The organism is Conexibacter woesei Iso977N (genome assembly GCF_000424625.1).
GTDB classification, from domain to species: domain Bacteria; phylum Actinomycetota; class Thermoleophilia; order Solirubrobacterales; family Solirubrobacteraceae; genus Baekduia; species Baekduia woesei_A.
On the sequence record NZ_AUKG01000001.1, the window covers coordinates 1,188,420 to 1,212,321 of the forward strand.

General features: G+C 73.2%; 27 protein-coding genes. 13 read left to right on the forward strand and 14 right to left on the reverse strand.

Going from position 1 to position 23,902, the window contains the following annotated elements; translation table 11 throughout:
* Window positions 1–64: 64 nt before the first annotated feature.
* Window positions 65–967 carry a PPK2 family polyphosphate kinase gene (locus H030_RS0105755; protein ID WP_231398369.1) on the forward strand — a complete coding sequence of 301 codons (903 nt, stop codon included), beginning with the start codon at window positions 65–67 and terminating at the stop codon, window positions 965–967.
* Window positions 967–1,548: a hypothetical protein gene (locus H030_RS29620; protein WP_051221814.1), complete on the forward strand. Its 582-nt coding sequence runs from the start codon at window positions 967–969 to the stop codon at window positions 1,546–1,548. The genes H030_RS0105755 and H030_RS29620 overlap by 1 nt, the downstream gene beginning before the upstream one ends.
* Here the strand turns inward: H030_RS29620 and H030_RS29625 are convergent.
* On the reverse strand, window positions 1,527–2,459 hold the full coding sequence (locus H030_RS29625; protein ID WP_051221816.1) for a hypothetical protein: 933 nt from the start codon (window positions 2,457–2,459) through the stop codon (window positions 1,527–1,529). The two genes, H030_RS29620 and H030_RS29625, sit on opposite strands and share 22 nt — an antisense overlap.
* A 16-nt stretch (window positions 2,460–2,475) precedes the next feature.
* Window positions 2,476–2,796 (reverse strand): PilZ domain-containing protein, encoded by a 321-nt coding sequence (locus tag H030_RS0105770; protein WP_196809011.1) that lies wholly within the window; start codon window positions 2,794–2,796, stop codon window positions 2,476–2,478.
* A 42-nt stretch (window positions 2,797–2,838) separates the two neighbouring features.
* Here H030_RS0105770 and H030_RS0105775 point away from each other — a divergent pair, with 42 nt between their 5' ends.
* On the forward strand, window positions 2,839–3,441 hold the full coding sequence (locus tag H030_RS0105775) for a class I SAM-dependent methyltransferase (RefSeq protein ID WP_027005426.1): 603 nt from the start codon (window positions 2,839–2,841) through the stop codon (window positions 3,439–3,441).
* A 52-nt stretch (window positions 3,442–3,493) separates the two neighbouring features.
* Complete coding sequence (locus H030_RS0105780) at window positions 3,494–4,606, forward strand: hypothetical protein (protein WP_027005427.1); 1,113 nt, start codon at window positions 3,494–3,496, stop codon at window positions 4,604–4,606.
* Between the two features lie 9 nt (window positions 4,607–4,615).
* On the opposite strand, the gene H030_RS29630 is transcribed toward H030_RS0105780, so the two are convergent.
* Window positions 4,616–5,695: a flippase-like domain-containing protein gene (locus H030_RS29630; RefSeq protein WP_081690540.1), complete on the reverse strand. Its 1,080-nt coding sequence runs from the start codon at window positions 5,693–5,695 to the stop codon at window positions 4,616–4,618.
* Window positions 5,696–5,758: 63 nt separating this feature from the next.
* A complete protein-coding gene (locus H030_RS36430; protein WP_051221817.1) occupies window positions 5,759–6,328 on the reverse strand; it encodes a TetR/AcrR family transcriptional regulator in 570 nt (189 codons plus the stop codon).
* A gap of 136 nt (window positions 6,329–6,464) precedes the next feature.
* On the opposite strand from H030_RS36430, the gene H030_RS29640 reads away from it, so the two are divergent.
* A complete protein-coding gene (locus tag H030_RS29640) occupies window positions 6,465–6,992 on the forward strand; it encodes a universal stress protein (RefSeq protein WP_035125897.1) in 528 nt (175 codons plus the stop codon).
* Here H030_RS29640 and H030_RS38890 read toward each other — a convergent pair.
* Window positions 6,989–7,186 (reverse strand): hypothetical protein, encoded by a 198-nt coding sequence (locus tag H030_RS38890; RefSeq protein WP_027005428.1) that lies wholly within the window; start codon window positions 7,184–7,186, stop codon window positions 6,989–6,991. The two genes, H030_RS29640 and H030_RS38890, sit on opposite strands and share 4 nt — an antisense overlap.
* A gap of 97 nt (window positions 7,187–7,283) precedes the next feature.
* Window positions 7,284–8,024, reverse strand: a complete 741-nt coding sequence (locus H030_RS36435) for a VOC family protein (RefSeq protein ID WP_051221819.1) — start codon at window positions 8,022–8,024, stop codon at window positions 7,284–7,286.
* Between the two features lie 59 nt (window positions 8,025–8,083).
* Here H030_RS36435 and H030_RS29645 point away from each other — a divergent pair, with 59 nt between their 5' ends.
* Entirely contained in the window at window positions 8,084–8,521 is a 438-nt protein-coding gene (locus tag H030_RS29645; protein ID WP_035125899.1) for an SRPBCC family protein, read from the forward strand.
* On the opposite strand, the gene H030_RS0105820 is transcribed toward H030_RS29645, so the two are convergent.
* Window positions 8,483–9,940 carry an alginate O-acetyltransferase AlgX-related protein gene (locus tag H030_RS0105820; RefSeq protein WP_027005429.1) on the reverse strand — a complete coding sequence of 486 codons (1,458 nt, stop codon included), beginning with the start codon at window positions 9,938–9,940 and terminating at the stop codon, window positions 8,483–8,485. The two genes, H030_RS29645 and H030_RS0105820, sit on opposite strands and share 39 nt — an antisense overlap.
* Before the next feature lie 3 nt (window positions 9,941–9,943).
* Window positions 9,944–11,389, reverse strand: a complete 1,446-nt coding sequence (locus H030_RS0105825) for an MBOAT family O-acyltransferase (protein WP_027005430.1) — start codon at window positions 11,387–11,389, stop codon at window positions 9,944–9,946.
* 64 nt (window positions 11,390–11,453) lie between these two features.
* Between H030_RS0105825 and H030_RS0105830 the strand changes: the two genes are divergently transcribed.
* From H030_RS0105830 to H030_RS0105855, 6 genes are all read left to right on the forward strand, one after another.
* Window positions 11,454–12,962 carry an ATP-dependent DNA ligase gene (locus H030_RS0105830; protein ID WP_027005431.1) on the forward strand — a complete coding sequence of 503 codons (1,509 nt, stop codon included), beginning with the start codon at window positions 11,454–11,456 and terminating at the stop codon, window positions 12,960–12,962.
* Window positions 12,963–13,025: 63 nt separating this feature from the next.
* Window positions 13,026–13,412: a hypothetical protein gene (locus tag H030_RS0105835; protein WP_027005432.1), complete on the forward strand. Its 387-nt coding sequence runs from the start codon at window positions 13,026–13,028 to the stop codon at window positions 13,410–13,412.
* A 40-nt stretch (window positions 13,413–13,452) separates the two neighbouring features.
* Window positions 13,453–14,949, forward strand: a complete 1,497-nt coding sequence (locus H030_RS29650) for an MFS transporter (protein WP_051221821.1) — start codon at window positions 13,453–13,455, stop codon at window positions 14,947–14,949.
* Window positions 14,946–15,527, forward strand: a complete 582-nt coding sequence (locus tag H030_RS29655; protein WP_051221824.1) for a TetR/AcrR family transcriptional regulator — start codon at window positions 14,946–14,948, stop codon at window positions 15,525–15,527. Before H030_RS29650 ends, H030_RS29655 begins: the two co-directional genes overlap by 4 nt.
* Window positions 15,528–15,886: 359 nt before the next feature.
* The gene (locus H030_RS0105850) at window positions 15,887–17,233 is read left to right on the forward strand and encodes an MFS transporter (RefSeq protein WP_155891858.1); all 1,347 of its coding nucleotides are present in this window, start codon (window positions 15,887–15,889) and stop codon (window positions 17,231–17,233) included.
* Window positions 17,234–17,249: 16 nt separating this feature from the next.
* The gene (locus H030_RS0105855; protein ID WP_027005434.1) at window positions 17,250–17,840 is read left to right on the forward strand and encodes a TetR/AcrR family transcriptional regulator; all 591 of its coding nucleotides are present in this window, start codon (window positions 17,250–17,252) and stop codon (window positions 17,838–17,840) included.
* Here H030_RS0105855 and H030_RS0105860 read toward each other — a convergent pair.
* From H030_RS0105860 to H030_RS0105875, 4 genes are all read right to left on the reverse strand, one after another.
* Window positions 17,837–18,571 (reverse strand): ATP-binding protein, encoded by a 735-nt coding sequence (locus tag H030_RS0105860; RefSeq protein ID WP_027005435.1) that lies wholly within the window; start codon window positions 18,569–18,571, stop codon window positions 17,837–17,839. The genes H030_RS0105855 and H030_RS0105860 overlap by 4 nt on opposite strands.
* Window positions 18,564–19,850, reverse strand: coding sequence for a hypothetical protein (locus H030_RS0105865; protein WP_027005436.1), 1,287 nt, complete (start codon window positions 19,848–19,850; stop codon window positions 18,564–18,566). Before H030_RS0105865 ends, H030_RS0105860 begins: the two co-directional genes overlap by 8 nt.
* Before the next feature lie 74 nt (window positions 19,851–19,924).
* Complete coding sequence (locus tag H030_RS0105870) at window positions 19,925–20,542, reverse strand: RNA polymerase sigma factor (RefSeq protein WP_155891859.1); 618 nt, start codon at window positions 20,540–20,542, stop codon at window positions 19,925–19,927.
* Window positions 20,543–20,699: 157 nt separating this feature from the next.
* The gene (locus H030_RS0105875; protein WP_027005438.1) at window positions 20,700–21,155 is read right to left on the reverse strand and encodes a transcriptional regulator; all 456 of its coding nucleotides are present in this window, start codon (window positions 21,153–21,155) and stop codon (window positions 20,700–20,702) included.
* A gap of 29 nt (window positions 21,156–21,184) precedes the next feature.
* Here H030_RS0105875 and H030_RS38265 point away from each other — a divergent pair, with 29 nt between their 5' ends.
* The gene (locus H030_RS38265) at window positions 21,185–21,523 is read left to right on the forward strand and encodes an ArsR/SmtB family transcription factor (RefSeq protein ID WP_196809012.1); all 339 of its coding nucleotides are present in this window, start codon (window positions 21,185–21,187) and stop codon (window positions 21,521–21,523) included.
* Between the two features lie 327 nt (window positions 21,524–21,850).
* Here H030_RS38265 and H030_RS0105885 read toward each other — a convergent pair whose 3' ends face one another.
* Window positions 21,851–23,338: a calcium-binding protein gene (locus tag H030_RS0105885; RefSeq protein WP_196809013.1), complete on the reverse strand. Its 1,488-nt coding sequence runs from the start codon at window positions 23,336–23,338 to the stop codon at window positions 21,851–21,853.
* Between the two features lie 47 nt (window positions 23,339–23,385).
* Window positions 23,386–23,757, reverse strand: a complete 372-nt coding sequence (locus tag H030_RS39545) for a hypothetical protein (RefSeq protein WP_196809014.1) — start codon at window positions 23,755–23,757, stop codon at window positions 23,386–23,388.
* Between the last annotated feature and the right edge of the window lie 145 nt (window positions 23,758–23,902).

Genomic DNA, 23,902 nt, shown 5'->3' on the forward strand with positions numbered 1-23,902 from the left:
GGTGCACGGTGGGCGGCGGGGCGGCGAGGCGGTACAAGGGCTCATGGGCTCTCCGTATCCGCTGGTGGATCAGCTGATCGTCACGCCGGGCGAACCGGCGGGCTTGGCGGCGCGGGATCCGGGGTGGACCGGCGGTGAGGATCTCGCGCATCTCGCGAGCGATGAGCGCCAGCGCCTGGCGCAGGATGTGATCGCCGAGGGTGTCGCTGAGCTGGCCGAGGCGCAGGAGCTGTTGTGGGCCAGCGATCGCTACGCGGTCCTGGTGGTACTCCAGGCGATGGATGCGGCCGGCAAGGACTCGGTCATCAAGCACGTCATGTCGGGGATGAACCCGCAGGGTGTGGACGTCGTCTCGTTCCGCAGGCCGTCGGCGGAAGAGCTGGACCATGACTTCCTGTGGCGCATCTCCAGGGCGCTGCCGGAGCGGGGGCGGATCGGGATCTTCAACCGCTCGCACTACGAGGAGGTCGTCGCGCTGCGCGTGCATCCGGAATGGCTCGCTCCGCAGCGGCTCCCGGACGGCCCGCGCGACGACGCGTTCTGGGCGGCGCGGTACGAGGACATCAACACCTTCGAGCGGCACCTGGATCGCAACGGCACCAAGGTGGTGAAGTTCTTCCTGCACGTGGGCAAGGACGTCCAGAAGGAGCGCTTCCTCTCCCGCCTGGACCGGCCCGGCAAGGAGTGGAAGTTCAACGCCGCCGACGTCGCCGAGCGCGCGCGGTTCGACGAGTACCTCGGCGCCTTCGAGACCGCGCTGACCGCCACGTCGACCCCCTGGGCGCCCTGGTACGTCGTCCCGGCCGACCACTGGTGGGTGACGCAGGCGATCGTCGCGCGCGTCCTGGCGGTCACGCTCGGCGCGCTCGACCTGCGTTGGCCGGAGGTCAGCCCGGAGCAGCACGCCGCCAACCTGGAGGCCCGCGCGCTGCTCGACGCGGAGACCGCCACCGTTCAGGCCTCCTGATGGGCTTCCGCTGGGAGTGGCGCACGTTCGGCCCGGACCTCGGGACGGCGGCCGAGCGGCTCGCCGCGCTCCCGGCGGAGCTGGAGACCGACAGCGACGAGACCTACTTGGTGTCCGACGACGTCCGGCACGCGGTCAAGGTGCGCGGCGGGTTGATGGACGTCAAGCACCTGGAGCGCGTCGGCGGCGACGGCCTCCAGCTCTGGCGCCCGGTGATGAAGGCGCCGCTGCCGGTGTCCGCCGACGACGCGGCCGCGGTGCTGGACGCGCTGCGCGTGCCGGTCCCGGAGCTTGACCCGGGCGCGCGCTACGACCTCGCGGCGATCGTCGCGGCGGGCGGCGGCGCGGTCACGGCGGTCGCGATGCGCAAGCACCGCCGCCACGTCACCTTCGACGGCGCGAGGGCGGAACTGAGCGACCTCAGCGCCCAGGACCGCACGACCCGGACGATCGCTATCGAGTCCGAGGACCCGCACCTCGTGACCGCCGCGGTGCTCGCGCTCGGCCTCGCCGACCGTGACAACACGAGCATGCCCGAGGGCCTCGTGTACCTCGTGAATCAGCCGAAGGTGAGCACGTAGGCGCGGACGCCGGGTGCGGCGAAGGTGATCGAGATGGTGTGCTCGCCCGGCTCGCGGAGGCGGAGGAGCTGGTGCATGCGGGGCTCGGTCAGGACGCCGGCGCCGGAGGGATCGACGTCGAGGCCCGCGTCGGCGCCGGGTGGGGCGCCGTCGAGGGTGACCGTGAAGGGGATCGGGGCGGAGTCGGCGGTGAGGACGAGGTTCACGTCGCGGGCGGAGAAGGTGTAGGTGATGGTGCCGCCGGGTTCGCGGAGGTGGGCGGATTCGGGGAGGAGGGTCCAGTGGCCGGAGAGGGACCAGGCGTTGAGGGGTGGCGCGGCGCGCTCGCTCCCGCCGCCGCGCGGCTCGTCGGCGTCGATGCGGCGTTCGCCGCGCGCGGTGCCGAGGTAGGTCTCGGGGGATCGGACGTGGGGCCAGTCGGCGGCGAGGGATGGCCCGGTCGCGGTGATCTCCGAGGGTGGGGCGGAGAGGCCCAGCGCCGATTGGATCGCGGATTCGGTCTCGGCGTATGACTCTTCGCCGAAGTGCGTGTACTTGGTCGCGCCCGTTGTGGGGTCGATCAAGTAGACCGCTGGCCAGTAGTTGTTGTTGAAGGCTCGCCAGAGGGCGAAGTCGTTGTCGATCACCACGGGGTACGGGATGGACAACGATGCGAGCGCGGTGTCGAGGTTCTCAGCGGAGTGCTCGAACGAGAACTCCGGCGCGTGCGCGCCGATCACCGTCAACCCCGACGCCGCGTAGCGCTCGTGCCACGCCCGGACGTACGGCAGCGTCCGCAGCCAGTTCACGCACGAGTAGGTCCAGAACTGGACGAGCACGGCGCCCTCGCGCGCCCGGAGCGCCTCCGCGGTCAGCGGGTCGGAGTTGCGCCAGGCCGTCGCGGGCGCGGTGTCGAGCGCGGTGAGGAGCACGCGCGCATGATCGCGCTCAGTGGGGTGCCGTGGCCAGCGACGCGAGGAACGCGTCGATCGCGTCCTGCTCGCCGGGCTCGAGGTGCTCGAAGCGCAGCGCGTACGTCGAGTGGTGGTGCTCGCGCAGCACGCGCGAAGCAAGGCGCAGGTGGGTGCCGGCGTCGACCTCGAGGTCGAACGTCAGCTCCTCGTCGATCGCGAGCGGCCGCTCGGTGACGATCCGCGCGCCGTGCGTGCAGAGGTCGCGGGTCTGCGCGGGCACGGAGTTGCCGACCCTGCGCTCCAGGTGCGCGTCGAGGACGACCGACACCCGAGGTTGCGACCGGCGGTTCTCCATGACCACGATGGTCCCCGCAACCGGCGTGAGAGGGTGTGGAGGATGTCCGACCATCGTCATCCGCTGTTCGCGAGGTTCTGGGCGTTCGCCGGCCCGCGGGCCATGTCGAAGCGTGACCGCGCCGCGTTGCTGAGCGGGCTCAGCGGCGACCTCGTCGAGGTCGGCGCGGGCGACGGCCTCAACTTCCCGTTCTACCCGCCGGACGTGGCGAGCGTCACCGCCGTCGAGCCGGAGCCGAGCCTGCGGGCGCGGGCGGCCGCGGGCGCGCCGCCCCAAGTCAGGGTGGTCGACGGCACCGCGGAGCACCTGCCCGTCGCGGACGCCAGCGCCGATGCGGTGGTCGCGTGCCTCGTGCTCTGCAGCGTCGCCGACCAGGACGCCGCGCTGGCGGAGGTCGCGCGGGTGCTGAAGCCCGGCGGCGTCCTTCGCTTCTACGAGCACGTCGTCGCCGAGAACCGCGCCGGCCGGAGCGCGCAGCAGGTCCTCGACCGCACCGGCCTGTGGCCGACGCTCGCCGCCGGCTGCCACCTCACCCGCGACACGCGCGCGGCGATGGTCCGGAATGGCTTCGCGCTCGCCGACGAACGCCGCTTCAGCGTCGGCGGCCTCCCGCACATCGCGGGAACGGCGACGCGCCAGCTCTAGGGGACCAACGTCCCCTTCACCCGCGCGCCGCGGCACGGCAAGATGCCACGCCATGCGCCGTGCCGTGATCGCCGTCCTGCTCTCGTTGACCGCTGCCGTCGCACCCGCAGGCGCCCAGGCGGCCGAGACCGGCACCGCCGACAGCTTCCACGACAACGTCGGCGCGCTCGTCACCGCGCTCTCCGGGACGACCGGCCGCGGCGCGGTCCACGTCGGCACCACCCTCATCTTCAACAACAACATCGGCGGCGACGAGGGCAGGGTCGCGGCCGGGCTGGACTGCGTGTCGATCCAGGTCCAGGGCGCGCGCAACTCCAAGACGTTCGCGAGGTCCAAGGTCAGGGCCGCCCAGGCGTGCCTGGCACAACTCCCCAAGAGCGCCCCCTCGACCAAGGCCATCAAGAAGTCCCTCGCCGCCATCGCCGGCCGCGCCAAGGCCGGCCGCGTCTTCGGCGCGATGGCCACCGCGCTGCGCAAGCAGCAGTCCGCCTACATGGCCGCGAACTACAAGTCCATCAACATCTTCGGCGTCGACCTGCCCGAGGTCTACGACGACCTCGAGTGCGCCGACGTCAAGATCGAGACCAACCACCAGTCCGGTGCCCTGTCGTGCGTCAAGCGCCTCGCCCGCGTGTCCAGGCAGCTCGCCCCGCTGAAGCCGCCGATCACCTTCGGCTCCGACCTCTCCGCGACCCCGCAGGCCCTGCCGGCGACCTTCGCGCCCGAGGACACCGAGTTCTGGGACGCCGCGCTGACCGTCCCCGCCGACGGCACGATCACGACCTTCCGCCTGAAGACCGGCGACTCGCCCGTCGACCTCCCGCTGCGCTTCAGCGTCGTGCGCCCCAACGGCGACGGCACGGTCACCGTCGTGACCACGACCAACCCCGTCTACCCGCTCGCCGCCCACGACGCGACGATCCACACCTACCCGACCGCCTCGCTCTCGTTCGCCTGCTGCAAGGTCAGGAAGGGCGACATCGTGACCGTCGACAACTCCGGCACGACGACCCCGAACGCCTACGTCTGGTTCGCTCCGCAACCCGGAACGATCACGTACTCCCACAGGTCGAACGGCCAGAGCCAGAACGCCGGCGTCGTCTGGACGCCGATCACCCACGACGGCTTCGAGACGCTCGTCCAGGTCGTCATGCAGCCCAACTGACCCGAGGGCCTACTCAGCGCACGGGATGAAGCCCGCAGGCTTCGCGAGCGATCGCCGCAGCGACCAGAACGCCACCGCGCCGAGCAGCAGCGGGACCCAGAACAAGATCAAGCGATAGGACAACACGGCCGCGGTCGCGCTCGAGGCGCCCGCCCCGTAGACCACGAGCGTCCCGATCAGGCCGCCGTCGATCCCGCCGATCCCGCCCGGGATCGGCAGCAGCCCGCCGAGCTGCCCGATCAAGTACCCCAACAAGATGACCGACACGCTGGGCGAGATCCCGACCGCCTTGAACGTCGCCCACAGCGCGAGGTTGTCCCACGCCCAGTAGCCGATGATCCCGGCGATCAGCCACGGGTTGTGGCGCTTGAGCAACACGCCGGCCTCGCCGGTCCCGCGCACGATCGCGCTGCGCGCCCCGCGCCACAGCTTGCGGGCGCGCGAGTGCTGCTCCTCGGCCGGCGGGCCCTCGGGGAGCCGCGGGATCAGGGTCACCAACCCGATCGCCAGGATGCTCAGCACGGCCGGGAAGATCGTCAGCCACGGTGACTGCGACGGGCCGATGACGCCCGCGAAGGCGAGCACGCCGACGACCGCGACCGCCGCGAAGTTCACGGAGGACTTGAGCAGCAGGAAGGCCACCGAGCGCCGCGCGATCGTGTCCGGCTTCATGCCCGCGCGCGACAGCACCCAGGCGCCCAGCGCGATCCCGCCCGCGCCCGACGCCGGGACGATCGAGCCCATCCCGACCTCGCTCAGCCCCACCTCGGCCGCCGAGCGCCAGCTCATCAGCGAGCAGAACACCGGGCGGAACATCATCACGTAGGACAACGAGGACAGCACCTCGAAGACGATCGCCACCGCGATCCAACCGGGCGAGGCCTCGCCGAGCCGGTCGCGGACCTCGCCGAGCCCCGGCGCCAGCACCGCGACCAGGACCAGCACCGCGATCAGCGCCGCCGTCTGCAGCGCGTGGCGCAACAGCGACCGCGGGTCGAGCCCGGACGGCATCGCGCCGGCGGGCGGCGTGCTGCCCAGCGGCTCGGCGACGATCTGCGGGCGGGTGCGGGGAGGAGGACCGGCGGCCATGGGGAGGGACCTTCGCTCCACTATAGGTTCCCCGCCCGCCCTCCCCGTGCGCCTCACGCGCGCCTACGCGCGCGCGGGCGCGGCAAGCCCGCCGAGCACGACGCGCAGCGCGGTCTCCGGCGGGCGCGGGCGCACGCTCCCGGCCGCCGCGGCGCCGAGCATCCGCATCGCGACCAGGAGGTCCTCCGCGGTCAGGTGCGCGGCCATCGTCCCGGCCCGGTGCGCGGCCTCGACGACCGGCGCGATCATCGCCACGACGCGCTCGGCCAGCAGCTCGCGCTGCTCGGCGGGCAGCGCGTGCTGCGTGATCGCCTCCAGGAAGCCGCGGTTCTCGTGCTGCTGCTCCATCGCGGCGGTCAGGAACGCGCGCAGGACGTCGGCATCGGCGCCGCGCAGCGCGGCCTGGGCCGCGTCGTCGAGGTCCTCGCAGACCGCCTCGGTGACGGCGACGACGAGGTCGAGCTTGGTCGGGAAGTGGCGGTAGAGCGTGGCGACGCCGACCCCGGCGCGCTTGGCGATCGCGTCGACGGCGACGTCGAGGCCGTCCTCCCGGAACGCCGCGGTCGCGGCGCGGGCCAGCCGCGCGCGGTTGCGCACGGCGTCGCGGCGGGTGGGCGGCGTGGTCGCGGACAAGCGCGGTCAGTCTAGCGGCAAAGCGGAGTGAGCACTTCGTTTTCGTGGTACCCTGGACCTGTCATGAAACGGAGTGGCCACTACGGTTCCGGCCCTGCGCGCCGGCTTCCGGCAGAGGGTTAGGCTCGCGTCCGCGATGTTCCGCAACGTGCTCCTCGGGCTCGACTTCACGCCGGCGTCGCAGCGCGCGCTGGACGAGGCGATCGAGCTGTGCGAGCGCCACGGCGGGCGGCTGACGATCCTGACCGCGATCCCGGAGGTCCGGGGCTGGGCGGCCGGGCCGTGCGAGTCGGTGACGGCGGCCAACCAGCTCAACGAGCAGCTGGAGCGAGACGCCTGCGAGCTGCAACATGATGCCCTTGAGCGGGTCCCGGCCGACCTGCCGGTGCGGACGCTGATCCGCCGCGAGCACGGCTGCGCGGCGCTGCTGGCCGAGCTGGAGACCGGGCGCCACGACACGCTCGTCATCGGCGCCTCGACGACCGGCCGCGTGCGTTGCACGCGCTCGCTGACCCGGCGCATGCTGCGCCGCGGCGACATCCCGGTCCTCGTCGTCTCCGACCCGCCGCGCCTGCACCTGCCGCGCGACGGCGGGGCGCTACGCGGCGGCGGGCTCGGCCGCGGGTGGCGGCGGGCTCGGGAAGAGCGCGCCGCGACGTCCTAGGTGTTGGAAGGCGCGCGCTCGGCGCCCGGAGCGGGCGTGCGGCGCAGCGGGCCGGCGGGTGCGCCGGCGGCGGTCGTGACGGTCGTGGCGCGGGGCGGCGTCGCGACGCGGGTCGCCTCGGCGGGGGCGGAGCGCAGGATGCGCTGGTAGCGGCGGACGAGCTCGGACTGTGGATCGCGTTCGAAGCGCGGCATTGTGGGGTGTGGACCTCCGTGTCGAGCGGCGGGTCGGTGACCTTAGCGGCAAATGTCACGATCGCCTTTCCGGTCTGTCCGATACCTGACCGCTGAGTCAGTCCCGGTGGTGGTCCACGACCTCGATGTTGTGCCCGTCCGGATCCAGGACGTAGGCCGCGTAGTAGCCCGGGTGGTACTGCGGGCGTTCGCCCGGCATGCCGTTGTCGCGGTAGCCCGCGGCGGTCGCCTCGGCGTGGAAGCGGCGCACGTCCTCCTCGCTGCCCGCGAACGCGAGGTGGACGTTCTCGGTCAGGACCGCGCCCGGGACGACCGAGAACGACACGCCGTGGCCGCCGCGCGCGACCCGGAACGTCGCGCGGTCGTCGCCGACGTAGCGCTCCAACAGCCCGGCGCCGGGCAGGATCGCGCGGTAGAACGCGGTCGACTTCTGCAGGTCGGCGACGCGCATCCACACGTGCGAGACGACCGCGCGGTGGTCCTGATCGGCGTAGTGGACGGCCTCGACCGAGTTGCCGTCCGGGTCGCGCAGGAACGCGCCGTAGTAGTCGTCGATGTACTGCGGGCGCGGGCCGGGCGGCCCGTCGTCGACGCCGCCCGCGGCCAGGCCGGCCTTCCAGAACGCGTCGACCTGCTCGCGCGACGGCGCCACGAACCCGATGTGGACGTTGCGCGTCACCGGGTGGCCGTCGTCGGCCTGGGCCAGCGAGAAGTCCCGCCACTCTGCAAAGGCGTGCGTGGAATAGCTCTGGTCAACCCCGAGGCTCTGCAGGATCTCGGTGAAGAACGGCTCCGAGCGGGTGCGGTCGGCGACCCGGATCGTCACGTGATCGAACACGCCGCCCAACGTACCGCGCCTCATCGCGCTCGACCGATCCGGACAAAGACCACGCTGCCATGGCCCCCGACCTGATCGCCCCCGCCCGCGCGGCGACCCGGACCATCTCGATCCCCGCGGCACCGGTGGCGGTCTTCGCCGTCATCGCCGATCCGCTCCGGCTTCCCGAGTGGTCGCCGACCTTCGCGCGGTCGGTCGCGCCGCACGGCGGGCGCTGGCGGGTGACGACGTTTACCGGCGAGGTGACGGTCGCGCTGGTCGTCGAGCGCGAGCCCGCGTGGACCGTCGACTACGTGCGCCCGCACCACCCGAAGGACGCCGGGACGCGGATGCGCGCGATCCCGTCCGGGCGCGGCAGCGAGCTCGTCTACACCACGCTGCTGGCGGCGGAGGCGACCGACCGCGACGTCGAGCGCGCGGCCCGCGTCATGGGCGACGAGCTCGACACGATCCGCGGGCTAGCGGTGCTCGCGCGTGGCCGCACGCGGCGCTGGTGAGCCGTCGAGCGCGATCGTGCGCGGCGCGCCGAGGACGACGCCGGCCGTCGCCTGCAGCACGATCGGCAGGTCCGACAGCTTGCGGTGCGCCGGGACCGCCAGGACCATCGAGCCGCCGGCCGCGCCCTGGCACGGGGCCGCGAGGCCGGTGCGCGGCTGCTGGGTCATCGCGACGCCGCCGCCCTTGGGGTTGCGGACGATCGGCAGGCGGATCAGGCGCGGGTAGGGCGCCGCGTCGCCGCCGGGCGCGCGCAGGGTCACGGTGTCGGTCCCGGCCTCGCCGATCCGGACCTGCTCGGCGTCCGGGCGCGGCCTGTCGTCGGCCGAGCGGTAGCTGCCGCGCGGCCCGGTCAGGCGCGCCGCGAGCAGGCCGACCGGGCGCCCGCACATCGTGTCGAAGTCGATCAGGTTGCGCCCGACCGACTCCACCACCATCGACCTCGCCCTCAGGATCGCCTGGTCGCAGGTCATGTCGATCACGTGCGGGATCGAGCAGAACGTCACGCCCTTCAGCGCGGTCTGCGCCAGCGGCGGCGCGTTGCCCGGGAGCGGGTCGGTGAACGAGCGCTCGGTCTGCGAGTCGCCGACCACGAGCGCCTCGCCCGGCGCGAACGGCGGCGACGCGGGCCTGCGGGCGACGACGAGGCGGTCGCGCTCGGTCGTGGAGATCAGGCCGAGCATGGAGTTCAGGTCGCCCTGGCGGTCGTACTGCGGGCCGAGCCCGACGCCCATCTGGCCCGAGAGCCCGGGGCGCAGCGCGTCGAGCACGCGGCGGATGTAGATCAGCCGGCCGGTGCCGTTCCAGTGGGTGTCGGTCTTCAGGTAGGTCGGCGTGCCGCCGGCCTCCAGCGTGCGCAGCGCCTCGTCGATCGACCCGCCGCCCTTCGTGGCCAGCAGCCGCTGCTCGACCTGCGCCTGGAGCGCGCGTGCGCACGCGAGCCGCTCCAGGCCGTCGGCGCCGGCCGGAACGTCCTGCGGGTGGATGAAGAGCTTGTCGGCCGGCTCCAGGACCAGCGCGCGCTTGCCGGCGGCGACGAGCGTCAGCGCCAGGATCTGGGCGGCGTCGGCCGGGTCGTGGGCGGGCGGCGAGTCGCCGCACGTGCGCGTGCCGGGCGTGAAGTAGCGGTAGCCGTGGTGGCCGAGGACGACGTCGGGCGCCGACGAGTCGTGGAACAGGTCGACCGCGATCTTGCCGTGGATCGACAGCGCGCGGGCGCGCACCGGGAGGCGCTCGAAGAAGGCGGCGTCGAACTGCCTGTAGGTCGCGTCGTGGCGCAGCGACTTGATGTTCTTGGCCGGGAACGCGGTCTTGGGCCGGTTGTCGAGCAGCGCCTGGCGACCGCCGCCGGCCCAGATCGCGGCGGGGGCGACCAGCAGCGCGACGAGCCAGGCGATGGGGAGGAGCTTGCGCGCGGGCATGGCCTAGAACTGGAAGTACAGGAAGGGGTGGAAGCCCGTGGACAGGACGTAGACGAGCGCCAGCGGCGCGCCGAGCGCGAGGCTCGCGGTGCGGGCGACGTCCGGGATCCGGCCGACGGCCTCGGTCAGCCAGCGGCCGGCGCTGCGGCGGCCGGGCAGGACGACGATCACCGCGGCGACCAGGAGCACGAACAGCGCCTGGTGGGTCAGCGCGGTGTCGACCGCGTCGGTGAAGCCGCCGCGGAAGCCGAGCATCGCTTTGTAGTAGTGCTCAGCGGTGCTGAGCGAACCGGCGCGGAAGAGGACCCAGCCGACCAGGACGATCAGGAACGTCGTCGCGCGGCGCAAGATGGGGTACTTGATCGGCTGGCCGCCGACAGCGCGCAGGCCGGTCGCGCGCTCGACCAGCAGCCAGGCGCCGTGGTACAGACCCCAGAGCACGAACGACCACGCCGCGCCGTGCCAGAGGCCGGTCAGCGCGAACACGATGATCAGGTTGCGGTAGGTCGCGTTGATGCCGCCGCGGTTGCCGCCGAGCGAGATGTACACGTAGTCGCGGAACCAGCGCGACAGCGTCATGTGCCAGCGGCGCCAGAACTCGGTGATCGAGTGCGAGGAGTACGGGCGGTCGAAGTTCTCCGGCAGGTGGAAGCCGAGCATCCTGCCGATGCCGATCGCCATGTCGCTGTAGCCGGAGAAGTCGTAGTACAACTGCAAGGTGTAGGCGAACGCGCCGAGCCAGGCGGCGGAGGTCGTCAGCGCGGTGCCGTCGCCGCTGTTGGCGGTCGCGAACGCCGCGTCGGCGATCGGCGCGAGCTGGTCGGCGATCAGGACCTTCTTGGCGAGGCCGTGCGCGAAGCGGATCGCGCCGTCGGACGCGTCCTGCGCGCGCGGGCGCGGCGTGTGGAGGTCCTGCTGGATCTCGCGCAGGCGGACGATCGGGCCGGCGATCGAGCGCGGGAAGAGGCTGACGAAGAGCAGGACGTCGGTGGGGTCCTTGCGCGGCTCGACGTCGCCGCGCCAGACGTCGACGACGTAGCTGATCTTCTCGAACGTGAAGAACGACACGCCGATCGGGAGCGCGACGTGCGCGATCCCGGGGCCGCCGGCGCCGAAGATCGACGCGAGGTGGTCGAGCTGGTCGCTGGCGAACCCGAGGTACTTGTAGTAGCCGAGGATCGCGAGGTTCTGGACGATGCCGAGCGTCAGCAGCGCGTTGGCGCGGCGCTTGTTGTCGTCCTTGCGGGCCTTCTGGATCCCGAGCGCGAGCGCCCAGTCGGCGAGCGCGCTGGCCCACACGATCGCCAGCACGCCCTGGACGCCCCAGGCGTAGAAGACCGCCGAGGCCGCGAGCAGGACGAAGCGCCGGAAGCGCGCGGGGGTCGCCCAGGTCGCCAGGAGGACGACCGGCAGGAAGGCGAAGAGGAACGTCGGGGACGAGAAGACCAAAGCGCGGGGGCGCGCCTTTTGGGCGCCGCGGGACCTTACCCCGTACGACAGGATGATGGGCACCATGCGCTTCGCCGACCTCGCCGCCACGTCGCTCGCCGTCGGGGCCACACGCTCGCGGAAGGAGAAGGCCGCGCTGCTGGCCGAGGCGCTGCGCGGGCTGGAGCCGGGTGAGGTCGAGCCGGGGGTCGCGTACCTGTCGGGCGAGCTGCGCCAGCGGCGCACGGGCGTGGGGTGGCGGACGCTGGCGGACCTGCCGGAGCCGGCGGCTGAGGCGTCTTTGACGATCGGCGACGTCGATGTCGTGCTGGAGGAGGTCTCCGCGATGAGCGGGTCCGGGTCCCAAGCGGCGCGGCGGGAGACGGTGGCGTCGTTGTTCGCGCGCGCGACCGCGGAGGAGCAGGGGTTCCTGCGCGCGCTGATCGGCGGGGAGCTGCGCCAAGGCGCGCTGGCTGGCGTGATGGCCGACGCGGTCGCGCAGGCGACGGGGCTGCCGCGGAGGGCGGTCGACCGGGCGACGATGCTGCGGGGCGATGCGCGGGTGGTGGCTGAGGTCGTGTTGCGCGAGGGGGCCGCCGGGTTGGGGTCGTTCGCTTTGGAGGTGGGGCGGCCGGTCGGGCCGATGCTCGCCTCGCCGGCCGCGTCGCTGGAGGAGGCGATGGAGAAGCTGGGGGAGGCCGCGGTCGACTGGAAGCTCGACGGCGCGCGGATCCAGGTCCATCGCTCCGGGGACGAGGTGCTGATCGCGTCGCGGTCGCTCGACGACCTGACGGCGCGGCTGCCGGAGGTGGTGGAGGCGGCGCGGGCGCTGCCCTTCGATCGCTTCGTGCTCGACGGCGAGGCGATCGCGTTCCGGGCGGACGGGCGGCCGGAGCCGTTCCAGGTGACGTCGTCGCGCGTGGCGTCGGGCGCGGCGGGGGTGGTCCCGGTGTTCTTCGACATCTTGGCGCTCGAGGACGAGGACCTGCTCGACGTGCCGCTGCGGGTGCGCGACGAGGCGCTGCGGCGGGCGGTCCCGGATGACGCGCTGCGCGTGGCGCGGGTGGTCACCGATGATGTAGGGGTTGCTCGGGAGCACTTCGAGGCGGCGCTGGCGGCGGGGCACGAGGGCGTCGTGGCGAAGGACCTCGACGCGGTCTACGCCGCGGGACGGCGGGGCGCGGGGTGGCTGAAGGTCAAGCCGCGGCACACGCTCGACCTGGTGGTGCTGGCCGCCGAGTGGGGGCACGGGCGGCGGCGCGGGTGGCTGTCGAACCTGCATCTGGGCGCGCGGGCGGTCGACGGCAGCGACGGGTTCGTGATGCTCGGCAAGACGTTCAAGGGGCTGACCGACGAGCTGCTGGCGTGGCAGACCGAGCAGCTTGGCGCGCTGGCGGTGCGGGAGGAGGGGATCACCGTGTTCGTGGAGCCTCGGCTGGTCGTCGAGATCGCCTTCGACGGCGTGCAGACGTCGCCGCGCTATCCGGGCGGCGTGGCGCTGCGGTTCGCGCGGGTGCTGCGCTATCGCGAGGACAAGCGGGCCGACGAGGCCGACGACCTGAACGCGGTGCTGGCCCTGCGCGCGGGGTCTTGACATCGCGAGTGCGCAGGAAGCTCCATCAGAATTGTGGTGTCGAACCGATAAGGTGGCGCCCCGATGGATGAGCCCTCCTCCTCCGAGCCCGACTCCCACCGGATCCGCGCCGCGCTGGCGCCGGTCGTCACGCGCGTCCTGCGCCGCCACGGCCGCGAGCCGGTGAAGCTGGCCGAGCCCGCCGGCGCGAGCGCGCCGTGGTTCTCGCTCAAGGACGACGCGGGCGCGCCGCTCGTCCTGGTCGCGGCCCACGACCACCACGTCCACTTCCTGCTGGGCAGGCGCGGGTTCGTCGCGTCTCGCCATTGGGTCGAAGCGGAGATCGACGCGCTGGCGGGTTGGTTCGAGGATGTCCTGGATGCCGCGCTCGGTGGTGGGTTGGAGGTTCACGCCGGCGGGACGACCGCCACGCTGCGGACGCGCTCCGGCGCGATCCCGCTGAGCGCCTAGCCGCCAAGCGCGCGGCTCCGTCCGCTAAAGTCAGCGAGCGATGACATCGTCTGCTGACCCGCGGCTCGTCCGCCTGTCCCTGATCGCCGCGGCGCTGGTCGTGTCGGTCGTCTCGACGCTCGGTGCGTCGTTGATCCCGACGATCGCGAGCGACCAGCACGTCTCGCTCGGCAACGCGCAGTGGGTGCTGACCGTGACGCTGCTGGTCGGCGCGATCGCGACGCCGGTCCTGGGGCGGATCGGCGACGGGCCGGCGCGGCGGACGACGCTCGTCGCGACGCTGCTGGTCGTGTGCGCCGGCTCGCTCGTCGCTGCGCTGAGCGGCGGGCGGTTCTGGCAGCTGCTGCTCGGCCGCGGGCTGCAGGGCGTCGGCTACGCGACGGTCCCGCTGACGATCGCGATCGCGCGCGAGGTGCTCGACGCGGCGACGGCGCGCAAGGCGATCGCGGTGCTGTCGGTGACGGTCGCGGTCGGCGCGGGGCTCGGCTACCCGGTGACCGGCGTGATCGCGCAGCAGCTCGACTTCCACGACGCCTACGCGATGGCGACGGTGCTGAGCGCGCTGGCGGCGGTGGCGATCCTGTCCGTGATCCCGCGTGGTGAGGTCGTGGCGCCGCGCGAGAGGCGGCGCTTCGACGTCGCGGGCGCGCTCCTGCTCGGCGGCGGGCTCGCGCTGGCGCTGCTCGCGGTCTCCCAGGGTGAGGAGTGGGGCTGGGCGAGCGCGCGCGTCGTCGGTGCGGCGGTGGCCGCGGTCGTGCTCCTGCTGGCATGGGCGCGCGTGGAGCTGGGTACGGCCGACCCGCTCGTCGACCTGCGCCTGATGGCCGCCCGCACCGTGATGGGGGCCAACGCCGCCGGGTTGTTGATGGGCTTCGGGATGTACATGATCATGTCGCTGATGAGCCGCCTTGCCCAGACGCCGAAGGTCACCGGTTACGGCCTTGGCGCGTCGCTGGTCTCGACCGGGCTGTTGTTGGTGCCCTTGTCGCTGGCGTCGCTGGTCTCGGCGCCGATCGCGCGGGCGGTGGGCGCGCGGTTCGGGATGCGCGTCGTGCTGCCGCTGGGCGCGCTCGTCGTGACCGGGACCGGCGTGCTGCTGGCCCTCGCGCACGGGTCGATGGTCGACCTGGCCGTGGCCTCGGCGCTCGCCGGGGTGGGCATCGGCAGTAGCTTTGCGGCGATGCCCGCCCTGATCGTCGCCGCCGTGCCGCCCGAGCGCACCGGCAGCGCCACGTCGCTGAACCAGGTGCTGCGGACCGTCGGCGGCGCCGTCGGGTCCGCGGCGAGCGCCGCGATCCTGACCGCGCACACGGTCGGCGGCTCGTCGGGGCTGCCGAGCGAGTCGGGGTACACGGTGGCGTTCGCGGTCGGCGCGGCGCTGTGCGCGGTGACCGCGGTCGTTGCGTGGCTGCTGGTGCCGAGCGCACGTGCGGGTGTTGTTGTCGCGGACGATCCGGAGGTCGAGCTGCTGATGGTCGAGGAGGCCGCGTCGGCCGTCGGGCCGAGCGTGTTCGACGGCGAGCGCGTGCGGGCGTGAGCGCGGGGGAGGCCACACCGCGCCGTCGCGATGCCGCGGCGACGCGTGACGCGCTGCTCGTCGCGGCGCGCGAGCTGTTCGACGCCAACGGGTTCCGAGGGACCACGGTCCGGATGATCGGCGAGCGCGCCGGCGTCGACCAGGCGCTGATCGCGCGCTACTTCGGCGGGAAGTCCGAGCTGTACCAGGCGGTCCTGGCCGACGCGGGCGCGCAGCCGGAGGTCGCCGCCGACGACGGTCCGCCGCCGCGGGAGCGCACGCCGCGCGAGGTGATCGACCTGTTCCTCGCGCGCGTCGACGAGCACGGCGTCGGCCCCGTCCTGCGCGCCCTGATGGCGCCCGAGACCGACGCGGAGACGTTGGACGCCGTGACCGCGCGGCTGCGCGAGCGCGTGATCGTGCCGCTGACCCGGTCGTTGAAGGCGGCGGGCGTGGACGACCCGAAGCTCCGCGCCGAGCTGATCGTCGCCCAGCTCCTCGGCGTCATGACCGCCCGCGCCAACGGTTCCCTGCCGCTCGTCTCCGCCGCCGACCGCGACGCGCTTGCGGACCTCCTCGAGCGCATGCTCTGCGCCTGACGCACCAGTCACGCGCACCACTGCCGCGGCACCTCCACCGCCACTCGCTCCACGCGCCTGATCGCCGCTGGTCGCGCGGTCCCTCGTTCCGCAACAACATGCTGCGGTCCTGCGGGCGGTTCGGTTGAGGGCGCTTCGCTGATCGTTGTCGTCAGCGGTGGCGCGAGTGGTCGCGGTCTTGCCGTCGGCCGTCCGGTGTCGTTGGTCGCGCCGTCTTTCGTTCCGCGAAGCATGATGTCGCAAAGTTGACAGAGCTGTAAAGCACGGCTACCTTGGGTTGACACTCTCGTCAACCCAAGGAGGTTGGTGTGGTTCCCTCTCCCCATCCGGGCCGGGCGTCTTGGGCGACGCTTGGTGTGTTGGTTGCTGCGCAGTTCATGGTGGTGTTGGACATCGCGATCGTGAACGTCGCTTTGCCGTCGATCGGTGGTGCTCTGGACCTGAAGGCGGCGGATCTGTCGTGGGTCGTCACGGCGTACATCCTGTGCAGTGGCGGGTTGTTGCTGGTCGGTGGGCGGGTCGCGGATGGCGTTGGCCGCAAGCGGGCGTTCGTCGCGGGGCTCGTGGTCTTCACGGGTGCGTCGCTCGCCTCCGGGCTCGCGCCGACGAGTGGGTTCCTGATCGGCGCGCGCGCCATCCAGGGCGTCGGCGCGTCGGTCATGACGCCTTCGGCGCTCGCGCTCGTCGCCGTCACGTACGAGGGGCAGCAGCGCGCGACCGCGCTGGCGATCTGGGGTGCGGTCGCCTCCGGTGGGATCGCGGTCGGCGCGGTCGCCGGTGGGCTGCTGACGACGTGGCTGGACTGGCGCTGGATCTTCCTCGTCAACGTCCCGGTCGGCCTCGTCGCGGGCGTCGCCGCGGTGCGGATCGTCCGTGACGAGGCGGAACGGCGCACCGGCAGGCTCGACCTCCCGGGCGCGCTCACCGCCGTCGCCGGCCTCGCGACGTTGGTGTACGCCTTCTCCGGCGCCGCCGAGCACGGCTGGGGCTCGGCGCGGACGCTGTCGCTCATCGGCGTCGCGGTCGCGCTGCTCGCCGCGTGCGCGGTGATCGAAACGCGGTCGAACGACCCGCTCGTCCCGCCGCGCCTGCTCAGGAACCCCACGCTCGCCGCGGGCAGCATCGTGATGCTCGGCGCGACCGGCATCATGGCCGGCGCGTTCTTCCTCAACTCGCTCTACCTCCAGTCGGTCCTGCACTGGTCGGCGCTCGACACCGGCCTCGCGTTCCTGCCGCTCGTCGCGATGACCGCGCTCGGCGTCCACGTCACGCAGCGCCTGGTGCAGCAGGCCGGCACTCGGACCCTGATCGCCGCCGGCCTCGCGCTCGTCGCGGTCGGGACGGGCCTGCTCGCGCTCGCGCCGGACCACGCCCGCTACGCGACCGACCTCCTGCCGGGCCTGCTCGTCTTCGGCCTCGGGATCGGCGTGGCGTTCCCGGCGACGTCGATCACCGCGCTCTCCGACGTAGACCATCAACAAGCCGGGATGGCCTCGGGCCTGATGGGCACCGCGCACGAGGTCGGGGCGGCGCTCGGCGTCGCGGTCCTGGCCGCGATCGCGACGGGCGCCACCGGCGGCACCGCCGCGGGCTACGGTGCGGCGTGCCTGGCGGCCGCGGTCGTCGCGGCGCTGCTGGCGGCGGGCGCCGCGCTGGCGATCCCGTCGGTCCGCCCGGCCGCCGGCCATGCCGTCGCGCTGCACTGAAGTAGCGTCTCCGGGAGTGCCGAGCACCGACCACCGCCGCGCGACCGCCGAGCGCAACGTCGAGAGGATCCTCGACGCGGCCGCCGCGCTGCTGGCGCGCGGCGACGCGGCGTCGACCTCGGCCGTCGCGGCCGAGGCCGGCGTCTCGCGCCCGACCGTCTACGCGCACTTCCCGACCCGCGCGGCCCTGGTCGAGGCGGTCGCGACCCGCGCGATCGACCACGCGGTCGAGGTCGTCGAGCGCGCCCAGCTCGACGACGGCCCGCCGCTGGAGGCGCTGGACCGACTTGTAGAACTTGGCTGGCAGCAGCTCGACCGCCACGGCGCGATCGCCCAGGCCAGCGCCGACCAGCTCCCGCCCAAGGCGATGAACCGTGCGCACACCGCCCTCAGAGCGCCGATCGGCGCCCTCGTCGCCCGCGGTCAGCGCGAAGGCGCCTTCCGGACCGACCTGCCCGAGAGCTGGCTCGTCTCCTCCTACTTCGCGCTCATGCACACCGCGGGCGACGAGGTCCGCGCCGGCGCGCTCAAGCGCAGGGACGCGGTCGCCGTGCTGCAGCCGTCCGTCCGCGCGCTGTTCGCGGCGAACCCCGCAGGATCGCGCTAGGCGCCGACCTGCATCCGGTAGTCGGTGCCGGTCAGCAGCAGGGGCTCGCCGACCATCTGGACCAGGCGGGAGAACGTGCGGCCGCCGACGTGGTCGCTGAGCGACTCCGGGTTGATCTTCTCGCCGAAGGGCGTGTCGGAGGTGAAGACGATCGCCTTGTTGTACTCGTACCGGCGGTTGACGATCGTGTACAGCTGCTCCAGGACCCAGTCGTTGGGCCGCGGGACCGAGACGTCCTCCAGGTGCAGCAGGTCGACGTGCGTGACCGCGTTGATGATCTCGCGCGTCGTCGGCTGCGCGTCCGGCTTGTAGGACTCGCGCAGCTCGTTGAGCAAGTCGGTGGTGTTGCGCGTCAACACCGACAACCCGGCCACGCGCGCCTGCTGGGCGACGTAGTAGGCCAGCGTCGTCTTGCCGGTCCCCTTGTTCCCCAACAACCACAGCCCGCGCCCCGCGCGCACGTTGGCCTCGATCCCGGACGTGAAGCGCCGGACCGTGCCCGCCGCCGCGCCGTGGTTCTCGGCGATCCCGCTCAGCGGCAGCGCGTCGAAGCTCAAGTTCTGGAACCGCGACGGCGCATAGCGCCCGACGTTGTCCTCCATGTCGGCGTGCATCCGCCGCCGCAGCCGCTCCTCGCGGCACGAGCACGGGTACGCGCTGCGCGTCACCTCGTCGAAGAGGAAGCCGTTGGCGTCGCAGCCGTGGGGGCAATCGAAGTCGGGGTCAAGCATGGGATCTCTCGGGTGGGCGGCTGCCGAGCAGCGGTTCGCCGGCGGCGCAGGATAGGCGGTGGAAGGTCTCGGGCGAGAGCGCGCGTTCGAGGTCGGCCAGCGGCCAGCCGGTGGAGACGATCACGGTCGCGCGGCGGTGGTCGTAGCGGCCGTGGCCGATCAGCTCGAGCTGCTCGCTGAGCCACCCGCGCTGCCAGCCGGGGGCGCGCTCGATGACGCCGACGTCGATCCCGACCAACACCAGCAGGTCGCACTGCTGCAGCGCCTCCAGCCGCTCGCGGTAGCCGCCGAACTTCGACAGGTACACGAGCGACCGGTACAGCGACGACAGCGAGTACAGCGCCGCGCTGCGCCCCGCGATCGCGGCCGCGCGGGCGATCGCCGCCGCCGCGCTGCCGGCCGCGGTCTGGGCGATCCTCTGGACCTCCATCAGGCTCAGCTCGCCGCCGGCGCGTGAGCCGCGCTCGGTCGCGCCGGCCTGCGCGACCGCCTCGGTGTCGAGCAGCCGCCCGGCGCGCGCGGTCGCGGCCTCGAAGTCCTCCTGCGAGCGCGGCGGCGTGTAGGCGTCGTCGAGCTGCGCGGCGGCGGCGGTCGCCGCGGCCTGGCGGTCCCACGGCGCGACGGTCATCCACAGGCCGCGACCGTCGTCCAGATGACGATCGATGTCCGACGTCCAGGCCGAGACGACGCTGTGCAGCGCGGGGTGCAGCTCCGGGTGCAGCGAGGACGCCAGCGCGAAGTTGCGGATCTCCGGCGTGATCGTGCCGCCGAGGCGGCGGTCGCGCGCGCGGGCGATCCTCAGCGGGCGGCAGCGGCAGGCGCGCGCGGCGCGCGCCGCGCCGTCGTCGACGATCCAGCCCGAGCCGTCGCAGTGCTCGCCGGGGTCCATCGTGCCGCGGCGGCGCGACGGGTCGAAGTCGCAGACCTCCTCGGCCGCGCCGCGGCGCTCCGGGGGTCCGGACGGGCGCAGGAACACGAAGCGCGACGCGTCGACCTCCGGCGCGGTCTCGGGAAGCTCGACCGCCACCGCGCCCCGCCGTCCCTCCGGCGTCAGCGTGACGCGCGGCGGGTCGGCGTCGACCGCCCGGACCAGGCCCCGCGCGCGCAGGCGGTCCAGCACGACGCCGACGACGCGCTCGTCCAGCGCCGCGGCCTCCGCGACGCCCGGGACCGGCAGCTCGCGGACGCCGAGGCCGAAGCGCAGGCCCTCGCGATCCAGGCCCGCGACCTTCGCCAGCACCCAGTCCTCCAGGGCGCGGTCGTGGTCGTCGGGGGCCATGCGTCCCAGGGTAGATGGGCGTGCCGTCGGCTCGGGCGCGATCTCCCCGGAGCTTGCGGACGAAACGCTGCGGCCTACGCCGCCGGGACCGCGGGAGCAGGCGTCGGCGCCAGCTCCTCCGCGCCGTCGAGCCGCTGCGCGAGCTGCCGCAGCCCGCGCGACACGCGCGCCCGGACCACCTGCGCGCCGACGCCCAGCTCGCGCGCGATCGCGTCGTACTCGCGCTGCTCCAGGATCCGCAGGCGCAGCGCCTCGCGCTGGTCGGAGCCGAGCCCGTCCAGCGCGCGCTCCAGCAGCGGCGCCAACCGCTGCAGGTCGGCGAGCTCCTCGATCCGCTCGTACTCCGCGGGCCCCAGCGACGCGACCGGCACGCCGATCCGCTCCAGGCAGCGGCGCTCGACGGTCCCCCGCTCGCGCCAGCGGTAGAGCTGGTGGCGCGCGACCGTCCACATCCAGGCGCGCCCCTGCTCCTCGGTCTCGCCGCGGAACTCGCCGATGTGCGCGAACAGCTCCGCGAACGTCTCGGCCATCAGGTCGAACGCGGTCTCCGGGTCGAACGTCCGCCGCGCGAACCAGCGCAGGACGTGGTCGTGGTGCTCGAGGTAGACGTCGGCGAACGCCGACGGGTCGGCGCGTGCCCGGACGAACCCCGGCCGCGTCCGTCCCCCTCCGAGTCTCAGCAGCCGGCGCATCCGCGGCTCATCCTCGCACACCGCTAAGGGGTTTAGAAACCGATCGTGGCCTGAAGGTGGTCACAGCTGTGGCACCCTCGGACTCTTAGGTCGAGCAAGCCATGATCGGGATCAGCGGTGGACGAGGATGAGCGGCGGACGTGCGCCGGTGAAGCGGTCAGCCCTCGCCGGTGCGCTTGGCGGACTCGCGGACGATCCTCTGGACCTTCGGGCGCAGCGTGTCGAGCAGCTTCTGCAGCCCCTCGCGCGCCTCGCCGTCCAGGATCACCGGGACCGGGTAGCCACCGTCGGCGCTCGGCAGCGTCAGGACGCCGCAGAGCTTCTGCAGGCCGACGAGCGGGTCGTTGAGGTCGGCCTCGTTGTCGGGCACGAGCGCGTAGAAGTGCTCGACGGCGCCGCGGACGCGGCCCTCCTCGGCGAGCTCGACGACGCCCGCCGACAGCAGCGTCCGGACGTGGTACGCGACCGCGCCGAGCGTGTTGCCGGTCACTTCGGACAGCCGCGTCGGGCTGATCGGCTCTCCGTAGCTGCGCATCGCGTCCACGATCTGGTCGCGGGTCGGGTGCGGGCGCAGGGTCTTGCGGCGCTGTTGCTGCTGGCGCTTGGTCGCCATTGGATTCAGGCTCCTGTTGTCGTGGCGGGTTGAGTGAGTTCGTGAACGGTCTGTCCGATGAAGCGGCGGCACTGCTGGCGGAGCTTCGCCATCCAGTACGTCTTCCCATCCTGCTCGCGCTCGAAGAACGGCCCCGGAGCCCGACCGAGATGGCCGAGGACCTCGGTGAGCCGTTCGATCGCGTCAATCACGCGATGCGGGCGATGGCCGCCGCCGGGTTGATCGCGCTCGTGCGCGAGGAGCCGGCGATCGCAGCGCCGAACCTCATGCGCCGGATCTACGCCGTGCGCTACCAGGGCTGGCAGCGCCTGGTCGAGGCGCTCGAAGCGATCGCCGACGCGCCGGTCGACGACGCCGGCGCGCGTTAGTCGCGGGCTCGCGTGCTGGGGGACAGGCACGGGCTTGGCGGGGATGGGGTCGGACCGTTCATCGCGCGATGAGGTAGCGCGGCGGCACTGTAACGGTCCTCACTGCTGGGAGCAAGCGCAGCGTTGAAATTGGATTCGGTGCGTGACCGGCAAAGAACCCGGCCGCGCCGTCCTGTGGGCTGAGGATGACGGCACGACCGGGCTCTTGGAACGCTGAGACACCGCACGGCGGCGGAAGATCACAACTGGGTGGCGAATCGCACCCGATCGGGCGACTCGACGTGCTCAGGCTGCCGATGTGATCAGGCAGCCCGAACCTGGTCGGTTCTACCGCTTGAGCGTCAACGCGACACGATCGGCGCCTGCGGCGAACGTGAGCTTGGCGCGCTTGACCTTGCGCAGGGCGCGCCTGCCGGCGGCCGTGACGTGGACGGTGACCCTGGCGGTGCCGGCGGCGTCGGCCTTCGCGCTGCCCTTGGCGACGACCGTCGTGCCGCGCCTGACCGTGATGGTGGTCTTGGTGCGGGGAGCGCGGTGGGTGACGGTGACCGTGAGGCCCTTGGCGCTCAGCAGCGCGCGCAGCGTGGCGCGGGCGGGGAGCGTGAGCTTCTTGGTGGTCTTCGTGGGCTTGGCGCCGGCGTTGTTGGTGCCCTTGGCGCCTGCGCCGGTCCCGGTGGTCCCAGGCGCGGCCCCGCCGGCGGCCGCGCCGCGGGTGACGGTCTCGCAGTCGGGCGCGACCGTGTCCTGGGGGTCGGCCTTGACGCTGTCCTGGCCGGGGCCGCAGGAGATCGTGTCGGCCTCGCCGTCGAGCGCGTCGATCGTGTCCGACGACGAGCCGGGCGAGAGGTCGCAGTGCAGCTCGTTGCAGCGGCCGTCGCGGTCGCCGGCGATCCTGTCCGGGCCGGGGCCGCCGACGATCGTGTCGTCGCCGTAGCCGCCGGTGAGCGTGTCGGCGCCGGGGCCGCCGTCGATCGCGTCGTCGCTGTCGGAGCCCTTGAGCTGGTCGTTGCCGCCCTTGCCGGTCAGCTCGGCGCGGTTGCCGACCTCGGAGGCCGAGGCGATGTCGTCGCCGTCGGTGCCGACGTAGCGCAGCGACCCGTAGGACTCGACGAGCTCCATGTTGGTGACGTTGTCGCCCTCGCCCGGGAAGCCGTCGTCGGCGACGCCGTCCTGGGTGACCGTCACGAGCTGCTCGGTCGCGGGGTCGCCGCGCATCCAGTCGGTGATCGAGTCGCGGCCGGGGCCGCCGTCGATGACGTCGGGCGCGTCGTGCTCCATCGGGTCGGACGCGAGCGTGTCGTCGCCGTTGCCGCCGTGGAGGGCGTCGGCGCCGGCGTCGCCCTGGAGCGTGTCGTTGCCGTCACCGCCGTCGAGGGCGTCGTCGCCGGTCAGGCCGGAGAGCTTGTCGTTGCCGGGGCCGCCCTGGACGACCTCGGAGCCGTAGCCCTCCATGAAGTCGTTGCCGGCGCCGAGGTCGGCGCGGACGTAGGGCTGCGACGGCGCGTCGGCCATGTAGGAGTGGACCATGTCGTCGCCACCGCCCATCGCGACGTTGACGCCGCCGGGCGTGGCCGGGCAGGAGACCTGGCCGTCGCCGTTGCAGCCGGCCCCGGCCGCGACGGGACCGCCGAAGCTGATCGCGCCGTCGTAGTAGGTGAGGTCGATGGTCTCGGGCGCGTCGGTGCCGGAGACCGTGATCGTCTGGCCGTCGGAGGAGACGGTGACGGCGGCGTTGGCGGCGGCGGGGACCGCCACCAGCGCTGCGGCGCCGGCGAGCGCCGCGGCGAGGAGCTTGGGGGAGGAGGGGAGATGCATGTGGCGCAGCGTGCCGGGAGTGGCCGCGCGCCACATCAGGGGAACCCCTAGTGGGCGGTCTGCCAGCTGGTGTCGGCGCCGACCTCGCCGGCCTGGGCCTGGGCGATCGCGGCGCGGGCCTGGGCGCCGACGGCGATGACGGTGTCGTAGCCCTCGGCGGCGAGCTTGGTCGCCTGGGCCTGGGTCTCGAGCGCGCCGCCGGTCGTGACGACCGTGGCGTGCATCGGGGCGATCGCGCCGACCTGGCTGGCGGCGGCGTCGGAGCCCGCCAGGACGGCGACCTTCGGGGCGTGCGCGGTGGCGGTGGCGGCGTCCTGGGTGGCGGCGACGGCGGCGGTGGCGCCGCCCGCGAGGAGCACGGCCGCGACCGCGCTGCGGGCCAGGAGGCTGGATGAACGACGGAGGTGGGGAGAGGTCATACGTATCACTGTACTACGTATTACTCGCCTGCTGCCGAAATTCCTTGAGGCGCTCCGTCAGGGCGCGCACCGCACGGCGTCGGCGTGGCGTGGTTGCATCCACGGCATCGCCACGAACTCGAAGAGCTCGCGCCCGGTCTCCGGC

What these genes read in the sequence shown, in the direction of transcription:
- H030_RS0105885 (WP_196809013.1), bottom strand. Translation starts at nt 23,338, where the DNA reads ATGCATCTCCCCTCCTCCCCCAAGCTCCTCGCCGCGGCGCTCGCCGGC.
- H030_RS38890 (WP_027005428.1), bottom strand. Translation starts at nt 7,186, where the DNA reads ATGCCGCGCTTCGAACGCGATCCACAGTCCGAGCTCGTCCGCCGCTAC.
- H030_RS29650 (WP_051221821.1), top strand. Translation starts at nt 13,453, where the DNA reads ATGACATCGTCTGCTGACCCGCGGCTCGTCCGCCTGTCCCTGATCGCC.
- H030_RS0105775 (WP_027005426.1), top strand. Translation starts at nt 2,839, where the DNA reads ATGTCCGACCATCGTCATCCGCTGTTCGCGAGGTTCTGGGCGTTCGCC.
- H030_RS29640 (WP_035125897.1), top strand. Translation starts at nt 6,465, where the DNA reads ATGTTCCGCAACGTGCTCCTCGGGCTCGACTTCACGCCGGCGTCGCAG.
- H030_RS29620 (WP_051221814.1), top strand. Translation starts at nt 967, where the DNA reads ATGGGCTTCCGCTGGGAGTGGCGCACGTTCGGCCCGGACCTCGGGACG.
- H030_RS0105860 (WP_027005435.1), bottom strand. Translation starts at nt 18,571, where the DNA reads ATGCTTGACCCCGACTTCGATTGCCCCCACGGCTGCGACGCCAACGGC.
- H030_RS29630 (WP_081690540.1), bottom strand. Translation starts at nt 5,695, where the DNA reads ATGGCCGCCGGTCCTCCTCCCCGCACCCGCCCGCAGATCGTCGCCGAG.
- H030_RS0105780 (WP_027005427.1), top strand. Translation starts at nt 3,494, where the DNA reads ATGCGCCGTGCCGTGATCGCCGTCCTGCTCTCGTTGACCGCTGCCGTC.
- H030_RS0105865 (WP_027005436.1), bottom strand. Translation starts at nt 19,850, where the DNA reads ATGGCCCCCGACGACCACGACCGCGCCCTGGAGGACTGGGTGCTGGCG.
- H030_RS0105770 (WP_196809011.1), bottom strand. Translation starts at nt 2,796, where the DNA reads ATGGAGAACCGCCGGTCGCAACCTCGGGTGTCGGTCGTCCTCGACGCG.
- H030_RS0105835 (WP_027005432.1), top strand. Translation starts at nt 13,026, where the DNA reads ATGGATGAGCCCTCCTCCTCCGAGCCCGACTCCCACCGGATCCGCGCC.
- H030_RS29645 (WP_035125899.1), top strand. Translation starts at nt 8,084, where the DNA reads ATGGCCCCCGACCTGATCGCCCCCGCCCGCGCGGCGACCCGGACCATC.
- H030_RS0105875 (WP_027005438.1), bottom strand. Translation starts at nt 21,155, where the DNA reads ATGGCGACCAAGCGCCAGCAGCAACAGCGCCGCAAGACCCTGCGCCCG.
- H030_RS0105820 (WP_027005429.1), bottom strand. Translation starts at nt 9,940, where the DNA reads ATGCCCGCGCGCAAGCTCCTCCCCATCGCCTGGCTCGTCGCGCTGCTG.
- H030_RS39545 (WP_196809014.1), bottom strand. Translation starts at nt 23,757, where the DNA reads ATGACCTCTCCCCACCTCCGTCGTTCATCCAGCCTCCTGGCCCGCAGC.
- H030_RS0105870 (WP_155891859.1), bottom strand. Translation starts at nt 20,542, where the DNA reads ATGCGCCGGCTGCTGAGACTCGGAGGGGGACGGACGCGGCCGGGGTTC.
- H030_RS0105830 (WP_027005431.1), top strand. Translation starts at nt 11,454, where the DNA reads ATGCGCTTCGCCGACCTCGCCGCCACGTCGCTCGCCGTCGGGGCCACA.